18 protein-coding genes are annotated in these 17,691 nt (G+C 63.3%); 15 read left to right on the top strand and 3 right to left on the bottom strand.

Annotation, left to right across the window (positions count from 1 at the left end; all coding sequences use genetic code 11):
* The first annotated feature begins 24 nt into the window (after nt 1–24).
* From cysG to E4Z66_RS04540, 6 genes are all read left to right on the top strand, one after another.
* Complete coding sequence (gene cysG, locus E4Z66_RS04515) at nt 25–1,419, top strand: siroheme synthase CysG (protein ID WP_136461746.1); 1,395 nt, start codon at nt 25–27, stop codon at nt 1,417–1,419.
* The gene (locus E4Z66_RS04520; protein ID WP_136461747.1) at nt 1,419–1,724 is read left to right on the top strand and encodes a DUF2849 domain-containing protein; all 306 of its coding nucleotides are present in this window, start codon (nt 1,419–1,421) and stop codon (nt 1,722–1,724) included. Before cysG ends, E4Z66_RS04520 begins: the two co-directional genes overlap by 1 nt.
* A complete protein-coding gene (locus tag E4Z66_RS04525) occupies nt 1,717–3,381 on the top strand; it encodes a nitrite/sulfite reductase (RefSeq protein WP_136461748.1) in 1,665 nt (554 codons plus the stop codon). The genes E4Z66_RS04520 and E4Z66_RS04525 overlap by 8 nt, the downstream gene beginning before the upstream one ends.
* A 10-nt stretch (nt 3,382–3,391) precedes the next feature.
* Nucleotides 3,392–4,150: a phosphoadenylyl-sulfate reductase gene (locus E4Z66_RS04530; protein WP_136461749.1), complete on the top strand. Its 759-nt coding sequence runs from the start codon at nt 3,392–3,394 to the stop codon at nt 4,148–4,150.
* Entirely contained in the window at nt 4,147–4,545 is a 399-nt protein-coding gene (locus E4Z66_RS04535; protein WP_136461750.1) for a DUF934 domain-containing protein, read from the top strand. The genes E4Z66_RS04530 and E4Z66_RS04535 overlap by 4 nt, the downstream gene beginning before the upstream one ends.
* Before the next feature lie 111 nt (nt 4,546–4,656).
* The gene (locus E4Z66_RS04540; protein WP_136461751.1) at nt 4,657–5,508 is read left to right on the top strand and encodes a ferredoxin--NADP reductase; all 852 of its coding nucleotides are present in this window, start codon (nt 4,657–4,659) and stop codon (nt 5,506–5,508) included.
* A gap of 96 nt (nt 5,509–5,604) precedes the next feature.
* Here the strand turns inward: E4Z66_RS04540 and aroB are convergent, their stop codons facing one another.
* Nucleotides 5,605–6,708, bottom strand: coding sequence for a 3-dehydroquinate synthase (gene aroB / locus E4Z66_RS04545; protein ID WP_136461752.1), 1,104 nt, complete (start codon nt 6,706–6,708; stop codon nt 5,605–5,607).
* Nucleotides 6,698–7,294: a shikimate kinase gene (locus E4Z66_RS04550; protein ID WP_136461753.1), complete on the bottom strand. Its 597-nt coding sequence runs from the start codon at nt 7,292–7,294 to the stop codon at nt 6,698–6,700. The genes aroB and E4Z66_RS04550 overlap by 11 nt, the downstream gene beginning before the upstream one ends.
* Nucleotides 7,295–7,372: 78 nt before the next feature.
* On the opposite strand from E4Z66_RS04550, the gene E4Z66_RS19585 reads away from it, so the two are divergent.
* The 9 genes from E4Z66_RS19585 (at nt 7,373) to E4Z66_RS04590 (ending at nt 16,588) form a co-directional block, all read left to right on the top strand.
* Nucleotides 7,373–7,525 carry a hypothetical protein gene (locus E4Z66_RS19585; protein WP_168797720.1) on the top strand — a complete coding sequence of 51 codons (153 nt, stop codon included), beginning with the start codon at nt 7,373–7,375 and terminating at the stop codon, nt 7,523–7,525.
* 205 nt (nt 7,526–7,730) lie between these two features.
* Complete coding sequence (locus E4Z66_RS04555) at nt 7,731–9,077, top strand: hypothetical protein (protein ID WP_136461754.1); 1,347 nt, start codon at nt 7,731–7,733, stop codon at nt 9,075–9,077.
* Nucleotides 9,078–9,080: 3 nt separating this feature from the next.
* Nucleotides 9,081–10,067, top strand: coding sequence for a tyrosine recombinase (locus E4Z66_RS04560; RefSeq protein ID WP_136461755.1), 987 nt, complete (start codon nt 9,081–9,083; stop codon nt 10,065–10,067).
* 139 nt (nt 10,068–10,206) lie between these two features.
* Nucleotides 10,207–11,517, top strand: coding sequence for an HlyC/CorC family transporter (locus tag E4Z66_RS04565; protein ID WP_136461756.1), 1,311 nt, complete (start codon nt 10,207–10,209; stop codon nt 11,515–11,517).
* Nucleotides 11,514–12,389 (top strand): DMT family transporter, encoded by an 876-nt coding sequence (locus E4Z66_RS04570; RefSeq protein ID WP_136461757.1) that lies wholly within the window; start codon nt 11,514–11,516, stop codon nt 12,387–12,389. Before E4Z66_RS04565 ends, E4Z66_RS04570 begins: the two co-directional genes overlap by 4 nt.
* 69 nt (nt 12,390–12,458) lie before the next feature.
* Nucleotides 12,459–13,733 carry a phosphopyruvate hydratase gene (eno, locus tag E4Z66_RS04575; RefSeq protein ID WP_136461758.1) on the top strand — a complete coding sequence of 425 codons (1,275 nt, stop codon included), beginning with the start codon at nt 12,459–12,461 and terminating at the stop codon, nt 13,731–13,733.
* Nucleotides 13,734–13,851: 118 nt separating this feature from the next.
* Nucleotides 13,852–15,255: a sensor histidine kinase gene (locus E4Z66_RS04580; RefSeq protein ID WP_136461759.1), complete on the top strand. Its 1,404-nt coding sequence runs from the start codon at nt 13,852–13,854 to the stop codon at nt 15,253–15,255.
* Nucleotides 15,249–15,677 carry a cupin domain-containing protein gene (locus tag E4Z66_RS04585; protein ID WP_136461760.1) on the top strand — a complete coding sequence of 143 codons (429 nt, stop codon included), beginning with the start codon at nt 15,249–15,251 and terminating at the stop codon, nt 15,675–15,677. The genes E4Z66_RS04580 and E4Z66_RS04585 overlap by 7 nt, the downstream gene beginning before the upstream one ends.
* Entirely contained in the window at nt 15,674–16,588 is a 915-nt protein-coding gene (locus E4Z66_RS04590; RefSeq protein ID WP_136461761.1) for a fatty acid desaturase, read from the top strand. The genes E4Z66_RS04585 and E4Z66_RS04590 overlap by 4 nt, the downstream gene beginning before the upstream one ends.
* Here the strand turns inward: E4Z66_RS04590 and E4Z66_RS04595 are convergent.
* Nucleotides 16,585–17,688 carry an anhydro-N-acetylmuramic acid kinase gene (locus tag E4Z66_RS04595; protein WP_136461762.1) on the bottom strand — a complete coding sequence of 368 codons (1,104 nt, stop codon included), beginning with the start codon at nt 17,686–17,688 and terminating at the stop codon, nt 16,585–16,587. The genes E4Z66_RS04590 and E4Z66_RS04595 overlap by 4 nt on opposite strands.
* Nucleotides 17,689–17,691: the final 3 nt, after the last annotated feature.

Raw genomic sequence — 17,691 nt, forward strand, 5'->3', positions numbered from 1 at the left:
AGAAATCGAACGAGGCGCATAGCGATGGAACATTTCCCGATTTTCCTCGACACCAAGGGCCAGCACATCGTGCTGTCTGGCGGTGGTGAAGCGGCGGAAGCAAAGCTGCGGCTGCTGATGAAGACCGAAGCGCGGATCACCGTTTTTGCCGTGGCCCCGTCTGCCACGATTGAAGGCTGGGCCGCCGAAGACCGGATTACCCTGCGCACCCGCCAAATCACTTCGGGCGATGCCGATGACGCGGTTCTGGTCTATGCTGCCGATGAGGACGACGCGCTGGATGCCCGCACCAAGCAGATTGGCCGCGCGGGTGGCGCGCTGGTGAATATTGTCGACAATCTGCACGATAGCCAGTTCATCACCCCCGCCATCGTCGACCGTGATCCTGTCACCGTCGCCATTGGCACCGAAGGCGCGGCCCCGGTTCTGGCCCGGTCCATCAAGGCAGAGCTTGAAGCGCGACTGCCTGCTTCGCTGGGCGTTTTGGCCCGGATCGGCAAGCGCTTCCGCCATGCGGCAGAGGCATTGCCCTTTGGCCGTGCGCGCCGGGATTTCTGGCGTGACTATTACGACCATGCGGGCCCGCGCGCGATCCGCGAAGGCGAAGCGGCCGTCGAACCTGCCCTGCATGAATTGCTGGACACGCATTTGAATACCAAGGCCCGTCCCGGCCATGTCGCCTTTACCGGCGCAGGTCCGGGCGATCCAGAACTGTTGACGCTGAAAGCCCGCCGCGCATTGGATGAGGCCGATGTGGTGATCCACGATCGTCTGGTCAGCCCCCAGATCCTTGAACTGGCGCGGCGCGAGGCGATTCTGGTCGACGTCGGCAAGATCGGCTTTGGCCCGTCGACCGCCCAAGAGGATATCAACCGCCTGATCGTCGAACACGCCAGCACCGGTGCCCAGGTCGTGCGCCTCAAGGGCGGCGACGCCACGGTGTTCGGCCGTCTGGACGAGGAAATTGATGCGGTAGAGGATGCCGGGATCGCGTGGTCCATCGTTCCGGGCATCACCTCTGCTTCCGCCGCCGTGGCCGCAATCGGCCAAAGCCTGACAAAACGCGGGCGCAACGCCTCTGTCCGGCTCCTGACCGGCCATGACATGAAGGGCTTTGCCGATCACGATTGGCGCAGCCTTGCCCGCCCCGGCGAGGTCGCCGCGATCTATATGGGCAAGGCGTCGTCGCGCTTTGTGCAGGGCCGCTTGCTGATGCATGGCGCGGATGGCGCAACGCCCATCACGCTGGTGGAAAACGCGTCCCGCCCCGATCAGCGCATCGTTGCATCGCGACTGGAAAGCCTGCCGCAAGACCTGACAGAGGCCGGCATGAATGGCCCCGTTCTGATCTTCTTCGGCCTCGCCCCGCGTGCGGTCGAGACCTCCCAAATCACCGATATCGCCCAGGAGTTTGCCTGATGCCCAAGACACCGGATTTCCAGGTCGTCACCGCCAATCACCTGATTGAAGGGGACGTGATCTATCAAACGGCCACCGGCTGGACGCGCGATCTGCGCGAGGCCGAAGTGCTGGATGACGAGGCCCATGCCCAAATCCGCCTGATGGATGCGATGCACCAGCACGGCAGCGTCGTCGGCGCCTATCTGGCCGAGATCAAGCAAGGCCCCGATGGCCCCGAGCCCGCCCATTTCCGCGAAGCCTTCCGGGCGCGCGGTCCGTCGAACTATCACCACGGCAAACAGGAGGCCGCGGATCATGTATAATTACAACGACTTCGACAAGGCGTTCATCGCAGAGCGCAATCGCCAGTTCCGTGCCCAGGTGGAACGCCGCATCGACGGCTCTTTGACCGAGGACGAGTTCAAGCCGTTGCGCCTGATGAACGGTCTTTATCTGCAACTGCACGCCTATATGCTGCGCGTGGCGATCCCCTATGGCACGCTCAATTCCGCGCAGATGCGGCAACTCGCGCTGCTGGCCGAAAAATGGGACAAGGGCTACGGCCACTTCACCACCCGCCAGAACATCCAGTATAACTGGCCCAAGCTGGCCGATGTGCCCGATATGCTGGACGCATTGGCAGAGGTCGGCCTGCACGCGATTCAGACCAGCGGCAACACGATCCGCAACGTCACGGCGGACCATTTCTCGGGCGCGGCGGCAGACGAGGTCGCCGACCCCCGGCCCTATGCGGAATTGATCCGCCAATGGTCCACAGACCACCCCGAATTCCAATTCATGCCGCGCAAGTTCAAGATTGCCGTGACCGGATCGCCCAATGACCGCGCCGTGATCAAGGCGCATGATATCGGTCTGCGCGTTCTGGAACGCGACGGCGCGCGCGGCTTCGAGGTCATCGTGGGTGGCGGTCTGGGCCGGACGCCGATGATCGGCAAGGTGTTGTGCGACTTCCTGCCCGAAGCGGACCTGCTGCCCTATCTCGAAGCGACGGTCTCTGTCTGGAACCAGATCGGGCGGCGCGACAACAAGTACAAGGCGCGGATCAAGATCACCGTGCATGAACATGGCATCGATGCCATCCGCGCGCTTGTCGAAGAGCGTTTCGCGCTTGTGCGCCCGCAATTCGACGGCGTCGATCAGCAGATGCTTTCCGGCATCATCGCGCAATTCGCGGCCCCCGCCTTCAAGACGGCCACACTTGGCGATTACGATGACGCTTATGCCGCCTCGCCGGTTTTCCGGTCCTGGGTGGATACGAATGTCGCCGATCACAAGGCGGACGGCCATGCCATCGTGACCGTTTCACTGAAGAAACACGGCGCAACGCCGGGCGATGCCAGCGCAGAGCAGATGCGCGTTCTGGCCGATCTTGCAGAGCGGTTCGGCTATGACGAGTTGCGCATCAGCCACGAGCAGAACGTCATCTTGCCGCATGTGCATCGCGCCGACCTGCCGCAGATCCACAAAATCCTGTCGGCACATGGGCTTGCCACGGCGAATATCGGGCTGATCTCCGACATCATCGCCTGCCCCGGCATGGATTACTGCGCATTGGCGACCGCCCGGTCGATCCCGATTGCCCAGGAAATCGCAGAACGGTTTGAAGAACTGAAGCTGGAGCATGAAGTCGGCCCGCTGAAGATCAAGATTTCCGGCTGCATCAATGCCTGCGGGCATCACCATGTGGGCCATATCGGTATTCTCGGGCTGGACCGCGCGGGCGTGGAAACCTACCAGATCACACTGGGCGGAGACGCGACCGAAACCGCGGCGCTGGGGCAACGCACCGGGCCGGGATTCTCCGCCGAAGAGATCATTCCCGCCATCGAACGACTGGTTTTTGCCTATCTCGACATCAGACACTCGGAAAACGAGAGTTTTTTGGAGGTGTTTCGCCGAGTTGGCATGATTCCGTTTCAATCAGCACTGTATCCTGATGCGGCCGTTGCCGCTGAATGAGGCCTAGTTGATGCACCACTCTCCCGAACTCTCGCGAAGAGCGAAACAGCCCCACCCCGCGACGCTCGCCCATGTGGCGGTGCTGAACAACCGCTATGACGGGTGGGAGCCGATGGACCTGTTACGCGTTGGCCTGTCAGAGCTAGGACCGGTGGCGATTGTTTCGTCCTTCGGGGCGGAATCGGCCGTCCTGCTGCACATGGCCTCGCGGATCGACAAATCCGTGCCGGTGATCTTCATCGACACGGAAATGCTGTTCCCCGAAACGCTGGACTATCAGCGCGAGTTGACCCGTGAATTCGGCATGACCGGCGTGGTGGTTCTGCGGGCGGGCGATGCGGCGGTCCATGACCCCGATGGCACCCTGCACCAGCGCAATACGGATGCGTGCTGCGCCCTGCGCAAGACCGCGCCGCTGCAAACCGCGCTGTCCGGCTTTGACGCGTGGGTGTCGGGCCGCAAACGGTTTCAGTCGGGCACCCGTGCGACACTGGAACATTTCGAGGCGGAAGCCGGGACCGGCCGGATCAAGGTGAACCCGCTGGCCCATTGGACCGCGAGTGACCTGCAGGACTACATGACCCGGCATGACCTGCCCCGGCACCCGCTGGTGGCGCAGGGCTATCCGTCTATCGGATGCGCCCCCTGCACCACCAAGGTTGCCCCGGGCGAAGATCCCCGCGCCGGACGGTGGCGCGATGCAGACAAGGACGAATGCGGCATCCATTTCGTGAATGGCAAAATGGTACGCGGCGGAGAGGCGACATGACACAATTGATCAACGATAGCGGCTTCGTGGCCGACGACTGGACCGAAGGCTTTTTCCCGGTGGAAGACGCGCCCGCCAATGCAGGCGCGATCGACGTCGCCTCGGATGCCGATCCGAACACCGTGCCGCTGACCGCGCCGATGGTGCGCATCGCCTTCCCCTCCTCTGCCGATGGGCGCGGGTTTACCATTGCGCGGATGCTGCGCCTACGCGGCTATACCGGGCGTTTGCGCGCCCATGGCCATGTCATTGCCGATCAATATGCCATGGCCCGGCGCGTCGGTTTCGATGAGGTCGAAGTGACCGACGAGATCGCCCAGCGCCAGCCCGAGGCGCAGTGGCAGTTCCGCGCGGACTGGCAAGCGCATGACTACCAAGCAAGGCTGCGTGGCTAAGCCCCGCCCCGTTCCGCGCGGTTGATTTTCCGCGCGGCCCTTTGACGCCTCGTCAATCCAGGCCGACTTATTGTAAAGAGGGCGCAGGTTCCGACCTGACGCGATACAAACATGACTGAGCAAACACCCGTGAACGAGACCGCCGCCGTCAAAGCGACCCCGACCCTGCCCGACGCTCAAACAGTGACGGAGGTAAAGCACTACACCGACCGGCTGTTCTCCTTCCGGTGCACGCGGCCTGCATCGCTGCGCTTTCGGTCCGGGGAATTCGTAATGATCGGCCTGATGGGCGATCCCGATCCCAAGACCGGCAAGCAGAAGCCTTTGCTGCGGGCCTATTCCATTGCCTCGCCCAGCTGGGACGAAGAGCTGGAATTCTATTCGATCAAGGTGCAGGACGGTCCGCTGACCTCCAAGCTGCAACATATTCAACCGGGCGATCAGATCATTCTGCGCCCCAAGCCGGTGGGCACATTGGTGCATGACGCGCTGCTTCCGGGCAAACGTCTGTGGTTCTTCGCCACCGGGACCGGCTTCGCGCCATTCGCCAGCCTGCTGCGCGAGCCGCAGACCTATGAAGACTATGATGAGGTCATCATCACGCATACCTGCCGGGAGGTCGGTGAGCTGACCTATGGCGCTGAATTGATCGAGAGCATCCGCAATGACGACATGCTGGCCGAACTGATTGGCGAAGGGTTTGCGGACAAGATCAAGTATTACCCGACCACCACCCGCGAAGAGAGCCCGAAGATGGGCCGGATCACCGACCTGATGCGCTCGGGCGAGGTGTTTTCGGATCTGGGTGTCGCGCCCTTGTCGCCCGAAACGGATCGCGCGATGGTGTGCGGCAATCTGGCATTCAACCTTGATATCAAGGCATTGCTGGAAGGCTATGGGTTGGAAGAAGGCGCCAATTCCAAGCCGGCGCAATATGTGGTCGAGAAAGCCTTTCTCGACTAAAGGCGCGATGAGGGGCGCTGCCCCTCAAACTCCCCGGAGTATTTTGGAACAATGAAGGGGTGGTCTTTTAGGCCGCCCCTTTTTCCTTGGGGTAGGTCAGGACAGGGCGTCTTGCAGCAAGGTCAGGACGGCGTCGCGCGGCACGTCGGGTGTCACGAAGCTGTCCCCGATGTCGCGGGCAAGGATGAAGCGCAGTTGGCCGTCGACCACTTTCTTGTCCTGTCCCATGAGGGCGAGCAGGGTTTCCGCGTCCGGCAGATCGCCGGGAATATCGGCAAGATCCGTTTTCATCCCCATGGCCTTGAGGTGGGCGCGCACGCGGCTGGGCGCCTCTTGGCTGCACAGGCCCAGGCGGCTGGAGAGTTCAAACGCCAAGGCGCAACCGATCGCCACGCCTTCTCCATGCAGCAGCCGGTCCGAATATCCGGTGGCGGATTCCAGCGCGTGGCCGAATGTATGGCCGAGATTCAAGAGCGCGCGATCACCGGCTTCTTTTTCGTCGCGCAGGACGATCTCGGCCTTCATCTCGACAGAGCGGCGCACGGCGGCGACGCGGGCGGTCATGTCGCCCGCCGCCAGTGCCGGGCCGTGATCTTCGAGCCAGGCGAAGAAATCGGCATCGCCCAGCAGCCCGTATTTCACCACCTCGCCATAGCCGGCGAGAAAGTCGCGCGCGGTAAGCGTGCACAGAAGCGCCGTATCGGCAAGCACCAAGCTGGGCTGGTGGAACGCCCCGACAAGGTTCTTGCCATGGGGGGAGTTGATGCCGGTCTTGCCGCCGACCGAACTGTCGACTTGCGCCAGAAGCGAGGTCGGCACCTGCACGAAGCGCACCCCGCGCCGCAGGATCGCCGCCGCGAAGCCGACCAGGTCACCGATCACGCCGCCGCCGAAGGCAATGACGATATCGCCGCGTTCGACCTTTTGTTCCAGCAGCCATTCGGTGACATGTTGCAGTTGCGCCCAGCTTTTGGTGCCCTCGCCCTGCGGCAGTTTCAGAACCGTGCTGTCGATCCCGGCAAGCCCCGCTTGCAAGGTGTCCAGATGCAGGTCGGCGACGTGGCCATCCGCCACAATGGCCACGCGCGGACGGCGCAGCAACGGCGCGATGTGGTCCGCGGCCTGAGCCAGCAGGTCCGGCCCGATTTGCACGTCATATTCCCGGCCCGGCAGCCCCACATATACGGTTTCAAGCGGCATGAGACCTCTCCAACACATCCGGGCGGGTCAACAGGACGTCGATCACCCGGCTTACCATATCGTCAATCGTGAAAGCGGGATCGGCCTGCGCGGCCAGATCCGCCCGTTGGTAGACCGGCACCCGCGCCTCATAGATGGCGGTCAGCGCGCCCTTGGGATCATCGGTTTGCAGCAGCGGCCGCGTGCTGCGGTGCCGCACGCGGGACCACAGCAGGTCGAGATCGGCATCCAGCCAGACCGACACGCCCCGCTGCGTGATCGCATCGCGATTGCCTTGCGCCATGAACGCGCCCCCGCCCGTGGACAGGATGCAGGGCGCGCCATCCAGCAGGCGCGAAATGACCTGCGCCTCTTTCGTGCGAAAGAACGGCTCTCCGTCGCGGGCGAATATTTCCTGCACCGTCATGTTCGCGGCCGCTTCGATTTCCGCGTCACTATCGAGAAACGGCACGCCCAAGCGTTGCGCAAGGGCACGTCCGACAGCGGTCTTACCCGCCCCCATCATGCCCACAAGCGCCACGGTCTTCTTCAAGTCGAAGGCCGTACCGTGTTGCTGTTGTGCCGGTGATTGCTGAATTTCGCTCATAAAGGTGTGAATGGCGTGATCTTGTCAGAAAGGCCATATATAAGTTGGGAAAAAGGGCAAGGGGCACGGCAGTACAACATGCTTTGGCGACTGATCAAATTCCTGATCTTTCTTGGATTGTTGGGATTCGCGGCCCTCGTGGCCTATGCCTATCTGGGGCCGTTTTTCGGCGCGGATTTCTCGGCCCCCCAGACCGAGATAAGAGAACCGGTCACGTTGGATGCGAATTAGCGCCGTCTTTTTTGCCGCGATGATGGTACAGGCAGGGCCAGGCGCAGCGCAGTCTGACAGCGCGCCCCTGTCCGCGATAGATTGGCTTAACCAGAACCCGTCGCCCGCTGCGATGCGCCCCGCGGCGCAGCCGCAACCCCAGACACAACCCCAGACACGCAAAACAATCGAGGAGCCGCCCGTCACCCAGTCAGGACTGGCGCCCGTGGTTTCCGTGACCCCGCTGGGCACCGATACACGGCGGCGGATCGGCTTGTTGCCCCCCGACGTGACCGGCCTGCCCCCCTCGCTGTGGACGGACAGCGAGCCTGCGCAATTGCAGCGGTTGCTGCCCGGCGCGATGGGACAACGCCTGCCCGCCGCGCAAGAGCTGCTGCTGACAGTTCTGCTGGCCGAGGCCGATGACCTGCCCCGCCCGGACGACGCGATGGCGTGGCTGATCGCCCGGATCGACGCACTGATCGAGCTTGGCGCGGTAGAGCCTGCATTGTCCATGATCGCGGCTGCCGAGCCGACTCGCGACAAGGACCTGTTCGCGCGCTGGATGACGCTGTCGCTGCTTGCCGGTGAGGAACGCGCGCCCTGCGGTGCCTTGGCCCTGCGCCCTGACCTGAGCCCCGATGAAGCGACACGCATCTTTTGCTTGGCGCGCATGGGTGACTTTGAAACCGCAGCGCTGCTTTTTGGCACGACCGGGGCCTTGGACGTGTTGGGCGCGGAACGCGAAACCCTGCTGGCGCATTTCCTTGACCCTGAACTCTTCGCGGACGAGCCGCTGCCGCGCGCGCCCTTGCGCCCGGACGCGCTGACCTTCCGCCTGTTCGCCGCCGCGGGAGAGCCCTTGCCCACCGCGCCGCTGCCGCGCGCCTTCGCCCATACGGATCTAAGCGACGCCGCCGGGTGGAAAGCGCAGATCGAAGCAGCGGAACGTCTGGCCCGCGCTGGCGTCCTGCCGGCGAATCGCCTTCTGGGGCTCTACACCAACCGTGCGCCCGCCGCGTCTGGCGGTATCTGGGACCGGGTCGCGGCGGTGCAGGATTTTGACCGGGCGCTGAGCGCGGGCAATGCCGCCCAAGTGGCCGAAACCCTGCCCCCTGTCTGGCGCAGTATGCAATCGGCGGGGTTGGAGACTGTCTTTGCCGATCTGTTCGCCGCCGATCTGGCCAAACTGTCGCTGAATGGCCCGGCCCGCAACATCGCCTGGCGCGTTGTTTTGCTGTCTCGCGAGTCGGCAGAGGCGGATTTGCCGCACGACATGCCGGCCCCGCTGATGTTCCTTGCCTCGCTCGCCCAGGGCCAGCCGGACGCCGACCTTGCCCAGACCGATACCGGCAGGGCTGTTGTGGATGGCTTCGCCCCGCAAGCGGATCGTAGCCTGCCCCCCGGACAAAGCGGCGAAGAAATCCTGAAGGTTCTGGCCCGCCTTTCCGAAGCCGGGCGCGGCGATCTGAGCGCGCTGACCTCCGCGCTGCGCACGCTGCGCGCCCTGGGGCTGGAGCCCGTGGCGCGGCAGGTGGCGCTGCAAAGCCTGATCATCCGCGCGCGGGAGTAACCGATGACCCCGGCGCGCTGGATTTCCACCTTTCTTGAGGCGCAGACAGCCGAACGTGGCGCGGCGGGTAATACACAAGCCGCCTATGGTCGTGACTTGCTGATCTTTGCCGAATGGCTTCAGGACAAGGGCCGCGATTTTGCGACCGCGACGCAAGACGACGTCGAGAATTTTCTTGTGGACAGCGAAACGCAAGGGCTGGCGAAATCCACCCGCGCGCGGCGGCTGTCCTCCATCAAGCAGCTGTTCCGCTTTGCCTTTGAAGAAGGCTGGCGCAGCGACAATCCGGCGATCCAGATCAGTGGCCCGGGACGGGACAAGCGCCTGCCCAAGACGCTGAGCCATGATGAGGTGGATCGCCTGCTGGACGCCGCACGCAGCACCGGACGCAGCGCGGGGGACCGGCTGCGCAATACCTGCCTGATGGAAGTGCTTTATGCCACCGGGATGCGGGTGAGTGAGCTTGTCGCCCTGCCCGTCTCTGCCGCGCGGGGCGATCCGCGCATGTTGCTGGTGCTGGGCAAGGGCGGCAAGGAACGTATGGTGCCTTTGTCACCGGGGGCGCGTGATGCGCTGGCCGCGTGGCTGGCCCATCGCGACGCCGAAGAAGAGGACGCAGTGTCCAAAGGACAGGCCGCCTCGCGCTTTCTGTTTCCCAGCCGGGCCAGCGCCGGGCACCTTACGCGTCACCGGTTTTACGGGCTGATCAAGGAACTGGCCGTGGCGGGCGGCGTTCTGCCCTCGAAAGTCACGCCCCACACCCTGCGCCACGCCTTTGCCACGCATTTGCTGGAAGGCGGGGCCGATCTGCGGTCGATCCAGACCCTGCTGGGCCACGCCGATGTGGCCACGACCGAGATTTACACCCACGTCCTGCAAGAGCGGCTCAGCCAATTGGTGCTGGATCACCACCCGCTGGCCCGCGCCGACCAACGGGACCGGCCCAAAGACGGCACTGCGGCCCCGAAGGATGGCGCCGACCGGTCGTGACGCCACCACACTCCGCGTCCCTTGCAAGTCGCGACATGCTCCGCCAAAGACGATAGACAAGGACCGGGCCGCGCGCCGCCACCCTTGAACCTGCGCGCGGCGCATCCCATAACAGGCGGCAAAGGACACGACCTTCCCAATGGAAACACCCGAAACTCTGCTTGATGGCGCATTCTGGATCACCGCTGGCGTGATCTTGTCTTTGCTCGTTCTGTCGGGCTTCTTTTCCGGCTCCGAAACCGCGCTTACAGCCGCCTCGCGCGGGAAACTGCGCAGTCAGGCGGACAAGGGGTCCAAGGGCGCGCAGCTTGCGCTGTCGATCACCGAGGATAACGAACGGCTGATCGGGTCTGTTCTGCTGGGCAACAACCTTGTGAATATCCTCGCCACCTCGCTTGCGACGGCGCTTTTTACGCGGGTGTTCGGCGAGTCGGGTGTGGCTCTGGCCACGCTGATCATGACGGTGCTGGTGCTCGTCTTCGCGGAAGTCCTGCCCAAGACCTATGCCATCACCAACGCCGAAAGCGCCGCCGCGCTGGTGTCGCGCCCGATTGCGCTGATCGTGCGGGTGTTTTCGCCCCTTGTCGGCGCGGTGCGGCTGCTGGTGCGCGGCGTATTGCGGATCTTTGGCGTTCAGACCGACCCGGACAGCCATATCATGGCCGTGCGCGAGGAAATCGCGGGCGCGCTGCATCTGGGCCATTCCGAAGGCGTGGTGGAAAAGGAAGACCGCGACCGTATCCTGGGCGCGCTCGATCTGGCCGACCGCACGGTGGAGGAAATCATGCTCCACCGCTCCGGCATCGAAATGCTGAACGCCGATGACAGCCCGCAAGACATCCTTGAACAGTGCCTGAAATCCAACCACACCCGCCTGCCCGTCTTTCAGGGCGACCCCGAGAACATCATCGCGGTCATCCACGCCAAAGACCTGCTGCGCGCGATTTTTGCCCGTATGGGCGGGCCTGAAGGCGATGTGCGTCTGCTGACCAATTTCGAGATCACCGACGTCGCCAAGCAGCCCTATTTCGTGCCGGAGACGACGACGCTGGACGACCAGATGCGCCAATTCCTGCGGATGCGAACGCATTTCGCGCTGGTGGTGGACGAATATGGCTCGCTTCAGGGGCTGATCACGCTGGAAGACATCCTTGAGGAAATCGTGGGTGAAATCACCGACGAGTTCGATCCCGATGACGCCGATCCCGTGGTCGAACAGTCCAATGACGGGGCCTTCCTTGTGGACGGCGCGATGACGATCCGCGATCTCAACCGTGCGCAGGACTGGTCGCTGCCCGATGACGAGGCGAATACCGTCGCCGGTCTGGTCATCCACGAGGCGCAGATGATCCCGACCGTGGGGCAGACCTTCAGCTTTCATGGCTTCCGGTTTCAGGTCATTGCCCGCGAAGGCAACCGCCTGACCGGATTGAAGATCCGCCCGCTTTGACCCTGTCAGACAACCTCCGTGGCATCCTCTGGATGGTGTTTGGCATGGCTGGATTCGCCGTGCTGGACACGCTGCTCAAGATCCTTGCAGGCGCGATCCCCACAGGTCAGGTGATGATCCTTCAGGGAATTGGCGGTGCCACGGTGTTCTTCCTGATGGGGCTGCGCGCCGGGGCGCGGGATTGGGCCAAGCGCGCAATGCATCCTGCCGTCGTGGCCCGCAACATCTGCGAGGCACTGGCCGCAGTCTGCTTTATCACCGCGCTGGCCAACGCGCCGCTGTCACTGGTCGCGGCGATCATCCAGGCCAACCCGCTGCTTGTCACCCTTGGTGCGGCGGTCTTCCTGCGCGAGCCGGTCGGCATCCACCGTTGGAGCGCGATCTTCGTCGGGCTGCTGGGCGTGTTGCTGGTGATCCGGCCCTGGGGCGCCGGGTTCGAGCCAAGCTCGCTTTGGGCCGTGGCCGGGGTCATCGCGCTGTCGGCGCGTGATTTGCTGGTGCGCTGGGTGCCGCGCCACTATCCGACGGTGCAACTGGGCGCGATGGCGATGATCAGCCTGACCCTTGCGGGCGGCGCGTTGCAACTGCTGCCCGGCGCGACCTTCGACCCAATGGATGGCGCGCAACAGATCATTCTGGTCGTGTCCATCTTTGCCCTCGCCGTCGGCTTTATCGGCACCACCAATGCCATGCGCTCGGGCGATATCAGCGCGGTCACGCCCTTCCGCTATTCCCGCCTGCCCTTCGCCATCGGTCTTGCCGCGATCATCCTGAACGAGCGCCCCGATGCCCTGACCCTGATCGGTGCGGGCGTGATCGTTGCCTCGGGCCTTTACACCCTTTGGCGTGAACAGGTCCGCCGCCGCGGCTGACCCTTTCCCTTTTGCACGCGCGGCGTTAGAAGTTGCGCGATATTTCCGCCGAATAAGGGACAAGGCGCCATGAGCACGATTATCGATATTCACGCCCGCGAAATTCTGGACAGCCGTGGCAACCCGACGGTTGAGGTCGACGTGCTTCTGGATGACGGGACGATGGGCCGCGCCGCTGTCCCCTCTGGCGCATCCACCGGCGCTTACGAGGCCGTGGAAAAGCGCGACGGCGACAAAAGCCGCTATATGGGCAAGGGCGTTCTGGAAGCCTGCGCTGCGGTCAATGGCGAAATCACCGAAGCGCTGGTGGGCGCGGATGTCACCGATCAGGTGGAAATCGACTCTGCCATGATCGAACTGGACGGTACCGACAACAAATCCCGCCTTGGCGCCAACGCCATTCTGGGCGTATCGCTGGCCTGCGCCAAAGCCGCGTCGGAATTCTGTTCGCTGCCGCTTTATCGCTATGTGGGCGGCACATCGGCCCGTATCCTGCCGGTCCCGATGATGAACATCATCAATGGCGGCGAACATGCCGACAACCCGATCGACATTCAGGAATTCATGATCATGCCGGTCAGCGCGGAAAACATCCGCGACGCCGTGCGTATGGGCTCCGAAGTGTTCCACACGCTGAAAAAGGAACTCTCTTCCGCCGGTCTGGCCACCGGTGTCGGCGATGAGGGCGGCTTTGCGCCCAACCTGTCCTCCACCCGGGATGCGCTGGATTTCATCCTCAAAGCCATCGAAAAAGCTGGCTACAAGCCGGGCGACGATATCCACCTCGCGCTGGATTGCGCCGCGACCGAGTATTTCAAGGACGGCAAATACGTGCTGTCGGGCGAAGGCAAAACACTAAGCTCGGCGGAAAACGCGGATTATCTGGCGGCGCTGGTCGCCGATTACCCGATCATCTCCATCGAAGACGGCATGTCCGAAGATGACTGGGACGGCTGGAAAGCGCTGACCGACAAGCTGGGCGACAAGGTGCAACTGGTGGGCGACGATCTGTTCGTGACCAACCCCGCGCGTCTGGCAGACGGCATCGCGAAGGGCTGCGCCAACTCGATGCTGGTCAAGGTCAACCAGATCGGCACCCTGACTGAAACGCTCAAGGCCGTCGATATGGCCCACCGCGCCCATTACACCAATGTCATGTCGCACCGCTCGGGCGAAACCGAGGACGCGACAATTGCCGATCTCGCCGTTGCAACCAATTGCGGGCAGATCAAAACCGGCTCTCTGGCGCGGTCAGACCGGCTCGCGAAATACAACCAGCTGATTCGCATCGAAGAAGCACTCGGAGAAAGTGCTGAATACGCAGGCCGCACAATCCTGCGTTGATCGGCTGATTGCGCTGACCTAAAGTTGAAAAGAAACGACGGATCGCCCTTGGCGGTCCGTTTACTTTGCGCGGCATGCGTAGAGTGGGCTACGCTATTGGCGTCGTCAGGAGAGATTTATGATCGCAGCACGGCTCAACTCAGCGGAATTTGCAAAGACATCGGCGGAAGAAGGTTCGCCCGCGTCCGATGGTGTCTGGGCACGGATCAAGGCGGCGCGCGCGGCCTATTTCGCATCCAAGGTGGAGCTTTGGACCCGCTTTGCACTGATCGCCTGCGGCGGTGCTGCGCTGTTCCTTGCAACGGGGCATGTCTATTACCTTGTCTGGGTCAGCGGCTATTTCGTGATGAACGGGATCTATTGCACAGCGCTGTTGCGCGCAGCCCCGGCAAGCGCGGTCAACGACTATCGGTGGATCGTCGCGGCCAAGATCGCGGCGACCGGCGTTTTCGTCAGCATGCCGACCTTCTTGTGGATCAACGCCCAGCAGACAGAGGTGAAGATCGCCGCGCTTAGCGCGATATGTTGCTATGCGTTGTACATCCTGTCGCGCTATCGCACCGCAAGCCTGATTGGCCTGATCGAAACCATCGGGGTTATCGCCTCTCTGGGGGTCATCGGCGCGTTCGAGATCGCCACCGGTGCTGATTTGGTAAGCACCACGCTGATCGGAATCGGTCTGATCGGCCTCGGCATCTACTGCATCGTTGCGCAGATCAACGTGTTTCGGGACAACGAAATCCTGTCGCGCAGCCGAATGGACGCGGTCAAAGCCAAGAAATACGAAGCCATGACACAAATCACCGCCGGGATAGCGCAGGACTTCAACAACATCCTGACCGTGATTCAAGGCAATATCGAATTGGCCGAACTCTCCCCTGACCCTGCGGAACGGCGTGAGTTGCTGATGGAGGCGCGCAGCGGCGTGTCGCGAGGCAGCGATCTGGTCTCGCAGATGATGTTCTACGTGGGCAAAGCGCCGCTTCAGGTCAGCGTCGTGGCGCTGCATGATTACGTCGCGCGGATCGAACCGCTGCTGCGGGCCCAGCTGTCGCCGGCGATCCAGTTCAACATTCATCTTGAGGATGAACGCCTGACCGTGCGGGCCGATGAGGCATCGCTGCACACCGCGCTGACCCATCTGGTCGCCAATGCGCGCGATGCGATGGATCAGGCTGGCGGCACGTTGACGCTGCGGATCGGGCGCGCAGCGGCGCTGTCATGGCCCAGCCTGCCCAGTGGCGACATCGCGCAGTTCATCCAGTTCAGTGTCCGCGATACAGGTCCGGGCGTGTCCGTCGGCGCGCTTCCCGCCCTGCCAGAGCCGTTCTTCACCACCAAACCTGCCGGTCAGGCATCGGGGCTTGGCCTGTCCATGGTCAAAGGCTTTGCCGAACAACTGGGCGGCGCGCTGCACCTGCGCAACCACCCCGCTGGCGGCTTCGAGGCCAGCCTGCTGCTGCCGCAACATGATGCGATCTCGTCCCTGCGCGAATCGTCGAACCGGGGCGCGCAATGGTAACTGCGCAGGACATCATCGCACGGCTGGACCTTGCACCGCATCCCGAAGGCGGCCACTTCCGGCAGACATGGATCGCGGACAATCCCGGCCGCGCTACCGGAACGTGCATCTATTTCCTTCTCGCCGCCGGGGAACGCAGCCATTGGCACAAGGTCGATGCCACGGAAATCTGGCTTTATCACGCGGGCGCGCCGCTGATCCTGTCGATGGCCGCCGATGATGCTGGCCCGGCGCAGGACCACCTACTTTGCCCCGATCTGTCACGGGGGGAGCCGCAATTGATCGTGCCGCAGGGCCATTGGCAATCGGCACGCAGCACCGGCGACTGGACCTTGGTCAGTTGCACCGTGTCCCCCGGCTTTCGGTTCGACGGTTTCACGCTCGCACCGCCGGAATTCGATATCAAAGGCCCCGATGGATGACGGATCACACCGCAGTTCTGGCGCGCTTGTCGCAGACCGAGAAAGCCGCCCTGCAACAGCGATCTGATCGCGCCGGGCTGCGCCACCTTGCCGGGTATCTCGCCGCGCTTGCGCTGACCACGACACTGATCGTGGCGCAGGTGCCGTTCTGGGGCGTGGTCATGCTGCCACATGGCATCCTGCTGGTGTTCCTGTTCACGCTCAGCCACGAGGCCACGCACCAGACCCCGTTTGCCACGCGCTGGATCAACGAGGTCGTCGGCCACGCCATCGCCCCGGTTCTGGCGCTGCCCTTCCTGTGGTTCCGGTATTTCCACCTCGCCCACCATAAATGGACCAATGACCCGGATCGCGACCCGGAGATCGCCGGTCATCCGCGCCCGCGCGATTGGCGCAGCTATCTGATCTATCTTTCCGGCTGGAGCTATTGGAGCGCGGCGTTTCGCGGGCTTTTTACCACCGCCTTCGGAACCATCGACGCGGCGTATCTGCCCGCGCGCGTCCACCCAAGGCTGCGACGCGAGGCGCGGATCGTACTTGCGGTGCAGTTCTGCTGGCTCATCTCGCTGCTATGGTCGCCGCTTGCGCTTTGGCTTTGGATCGTGCCGGTGCTGATCGGGCAACCATTCCTGCGGCTTTACCTGCTGGCCGAACACGGGCTCTGCCCCCCGGTCGCGAACATGCTGGAAAACACCCGCACGACCTTTACCAACCGGATGGTGCGCTGGCTGGCGTGGAACATGCCTTACCACATCGAACACCATTCCGCGCCGAATGTCCCGTTTCACAGCCTTCCTGATCTGCACCGGCACATGCGCAGCCACCTTGTCAGCACATCGGATGGTTATGCCGAATTTACAACGGATTACGCGCGCAGCCTGTCCCGCCCCCCCCGTATTCCCCAAGGTTAAGGACGGCTGACGACACCGCCGCCGACATTGGCCGACACGCCCGTCGTGCCCGGACAGGAGGTGGCCCAGCCCTGAAGCACACGGGCCGCCAGAAAGGCAAAGGCCTGCGCTTCAAGCATGTCGCCGTCCAGCCCCACGGTCTCCACCGGGGTCACCGGACAGTCGAGGGAAACCTCCAGCATCTGCATCAGTACCGGGTTATGCCGCCCCCCGCCCGTCACATAGACCTGCGCGGGCGGCTCCGGGCAATGTTCCATCCCCGCCGCCACGCCAGCGGCGCACATTCCGGTCAGCGTGGCGGCCGCATCCGGATCGTCCAGTTCGGACACCAATTCGATCATCTCGGCAAAATCATTGCGATCCAGCGATTTGGGCGGGATACGCGCGAAGAATGGCTCGGCCAGAAACAGCTCCAGCGCGCCCTGCTCGACCTCGCCGCGGGCGGCAACCGCGCCGTCCTTGTCGAAATCCTGCCCCAACCGCGCTGACATCAGATCATTCAGCGGCGCATTGGCCGGGCCGGTGTCAAAGGCCAGCAACGCACCCGGATCGGTTGGTTCGGGGCGGCGCGGATCGACATAGGTCAGGTTCCCCACCCCGCCCAGATTGAGAAACGCGATCGGCCCCTGGGCGCCGATATGCCGGGCCAAGGCGAAATGGTAGAACGGTGCAAGCGGTGCGCCCTCGCCCCCCAGTTCCACATCGGCGCTGCGGAAATCCCAGACCACCGGCACCCCGAGAACCTGCGCCAGCGCCGCTCCATCACCGATTTGCAAAGTGCCGCGCCCGCGCGGGTCATGCGCAAGGGTTTGCCCATGAAATCCAACAAGATCAATGCGTTCAAAGGTTTGCAAAAGCTCCATATGGGCACTTTGCAAAACCTGCGCGGCGGCCTCGACCTCTGGCCCGGTCCACTTGCCCAAGGCGGCGCGCAACACTTCGCGTTCCGCCGCGCTATAGGGGCGATAGCCCGCCTCGCCAAAGGCCAGAACCTGCTGCCCGTCGGTTTCCAGAACCGCAGCATCCACCCCATCCAGAGAAGTGCCGCTCATGGCACCCAACACACGCATCGGCATCGCCTGCCCACGGGCCTTTTTCATGCT

It is taken from the genome of Aliishimia ponticola (genome assembly GCF_004803475.1).
Lineage (GTDB): Bacteria > Pseudomonadota > Alphaproteobacteria > Rhodobacterales > Rhodobacteraceae > Aliishimia > Aliishimia ponticola.

What these genes read in the sequence shown, in the direction of transcription:
- cysG (WP_136461746.1), top strand. Translation starts at nt 25, where the DNA reads ATGGAACATTTCCCGATTTTCCTCGACACCAAGGGCCAGCACATCGTG.
- E4Z66_RS04520 (WP_136461747.1), top strand. Translation starts at nt 1,419, where the DNA reads ATGCCCAAGACACCGGATTTCCAGGTCGTCACCGCCAATCACCTGATT.
- E4Z66_RS04525 (WP_136461748.1), top strand. Translation starts at nt 1,717, where the DNA reads ATGTATAATTACAACGACTTCGACAAGGCGTTCATCGCAGAGCGCAAT.
- E4Z66_RS04530 (WP_136461749.1), top strand. Translation starts at nt 3,392, where the DNA reads ATGCACCACTCTCCCGAACTCTCGCGAAGAGCGAAACAGCCCCACCCC.
- E4Z66_RS04535 (WP_136461750.1), top strand. Translation starts at nt 4,147, where the DNA reads ATGACACAATTGATCAACGATAGCGGCTTCGTGGCCGACGACTGGACC.
- E4Z66_RS04540 (WP_136461751.1), top strand. Translation starts at nt 4,657, where the DNA reads ATGACTGAGCAAACACCCGTGAACGAGACCGCCGCCGTCAAAGCGACC.
- aroB (WP_136461752.1), bottom strand. Translation starts at nt 6,708, where the DNA reads ATGCCGCTTGAAACCGTATATGTGGGGCTGCCGGGCCGGGAATATGAC.
- E4Z66_RS04550 (WP_136461753.1), bottom strand. Translation starts at nt 7,294, where the DNA reads ATGAGCGAAATTCAGCAATCACCGGCACAACAGCAACACGGTACGGCC.
- E4Z66_RS19585 (WP_168797720.1), top strand. Translation starts at nt 7,373, where the DNA reads ATGCTTTGGCGACTGATCAAATTCCTGATCTTTCTTGGATTGTTGGGA.
- E4Z66_RS04560 (WP_136461755.1), top strand. Translation starts at nt 9,081, where the DNA reads ATGACCCCGGCGCGCTGGATTTCCACCTTTCTTGAGGCGCAGACAGCC.
- E4Z66_RS04565 (WP_136461756.1), top strand. Translation starts at nt 10,207, where the DNA reads ATGGAAACACCCGAAACTCTGCTTGATGGCGCATTCTGGATCACCGCT.
- eno (WP_136461758.1), top strand. Translation starts at nt 12,459, where the DNA reads ATGAGCACGATTATCGATATTCACGCCCGCGAAATTCTGGACAGCCGT.
- E4Z66_RS04580 (WP_136461759.1), top strand. Translation starts at nt 13,852, where the DNA reads ATGATCGCAGCACGGCTCAACTCAGCGGAATTTGCAAAGACATCGGCG.
- E4Z66_RS04585 (WP_136461760.1), top strand. Translation starts at nt 15,249, where the DNA reads ATGGTAACTGCGCAGGACATCATCGCACGGCTGGACCTTGCACCGCAT.
- E4Z66_RS04590 (WP_136461761.1), top strand. Translation starts at nt 15,674, where the DNA reads ATGACGGATCACACCGCAGTTCTGGCGCGCTTGTCGCAGACCGAGAAA.
- E4Z66_RS04595 (WP_136461762.1), bottom strand. Translation starts at nt 17,688, where the DNA reads ATGAAAAAGGCCCGTGGGCAGGCGATGCCGATGCGTGTGTTGGGTGCC.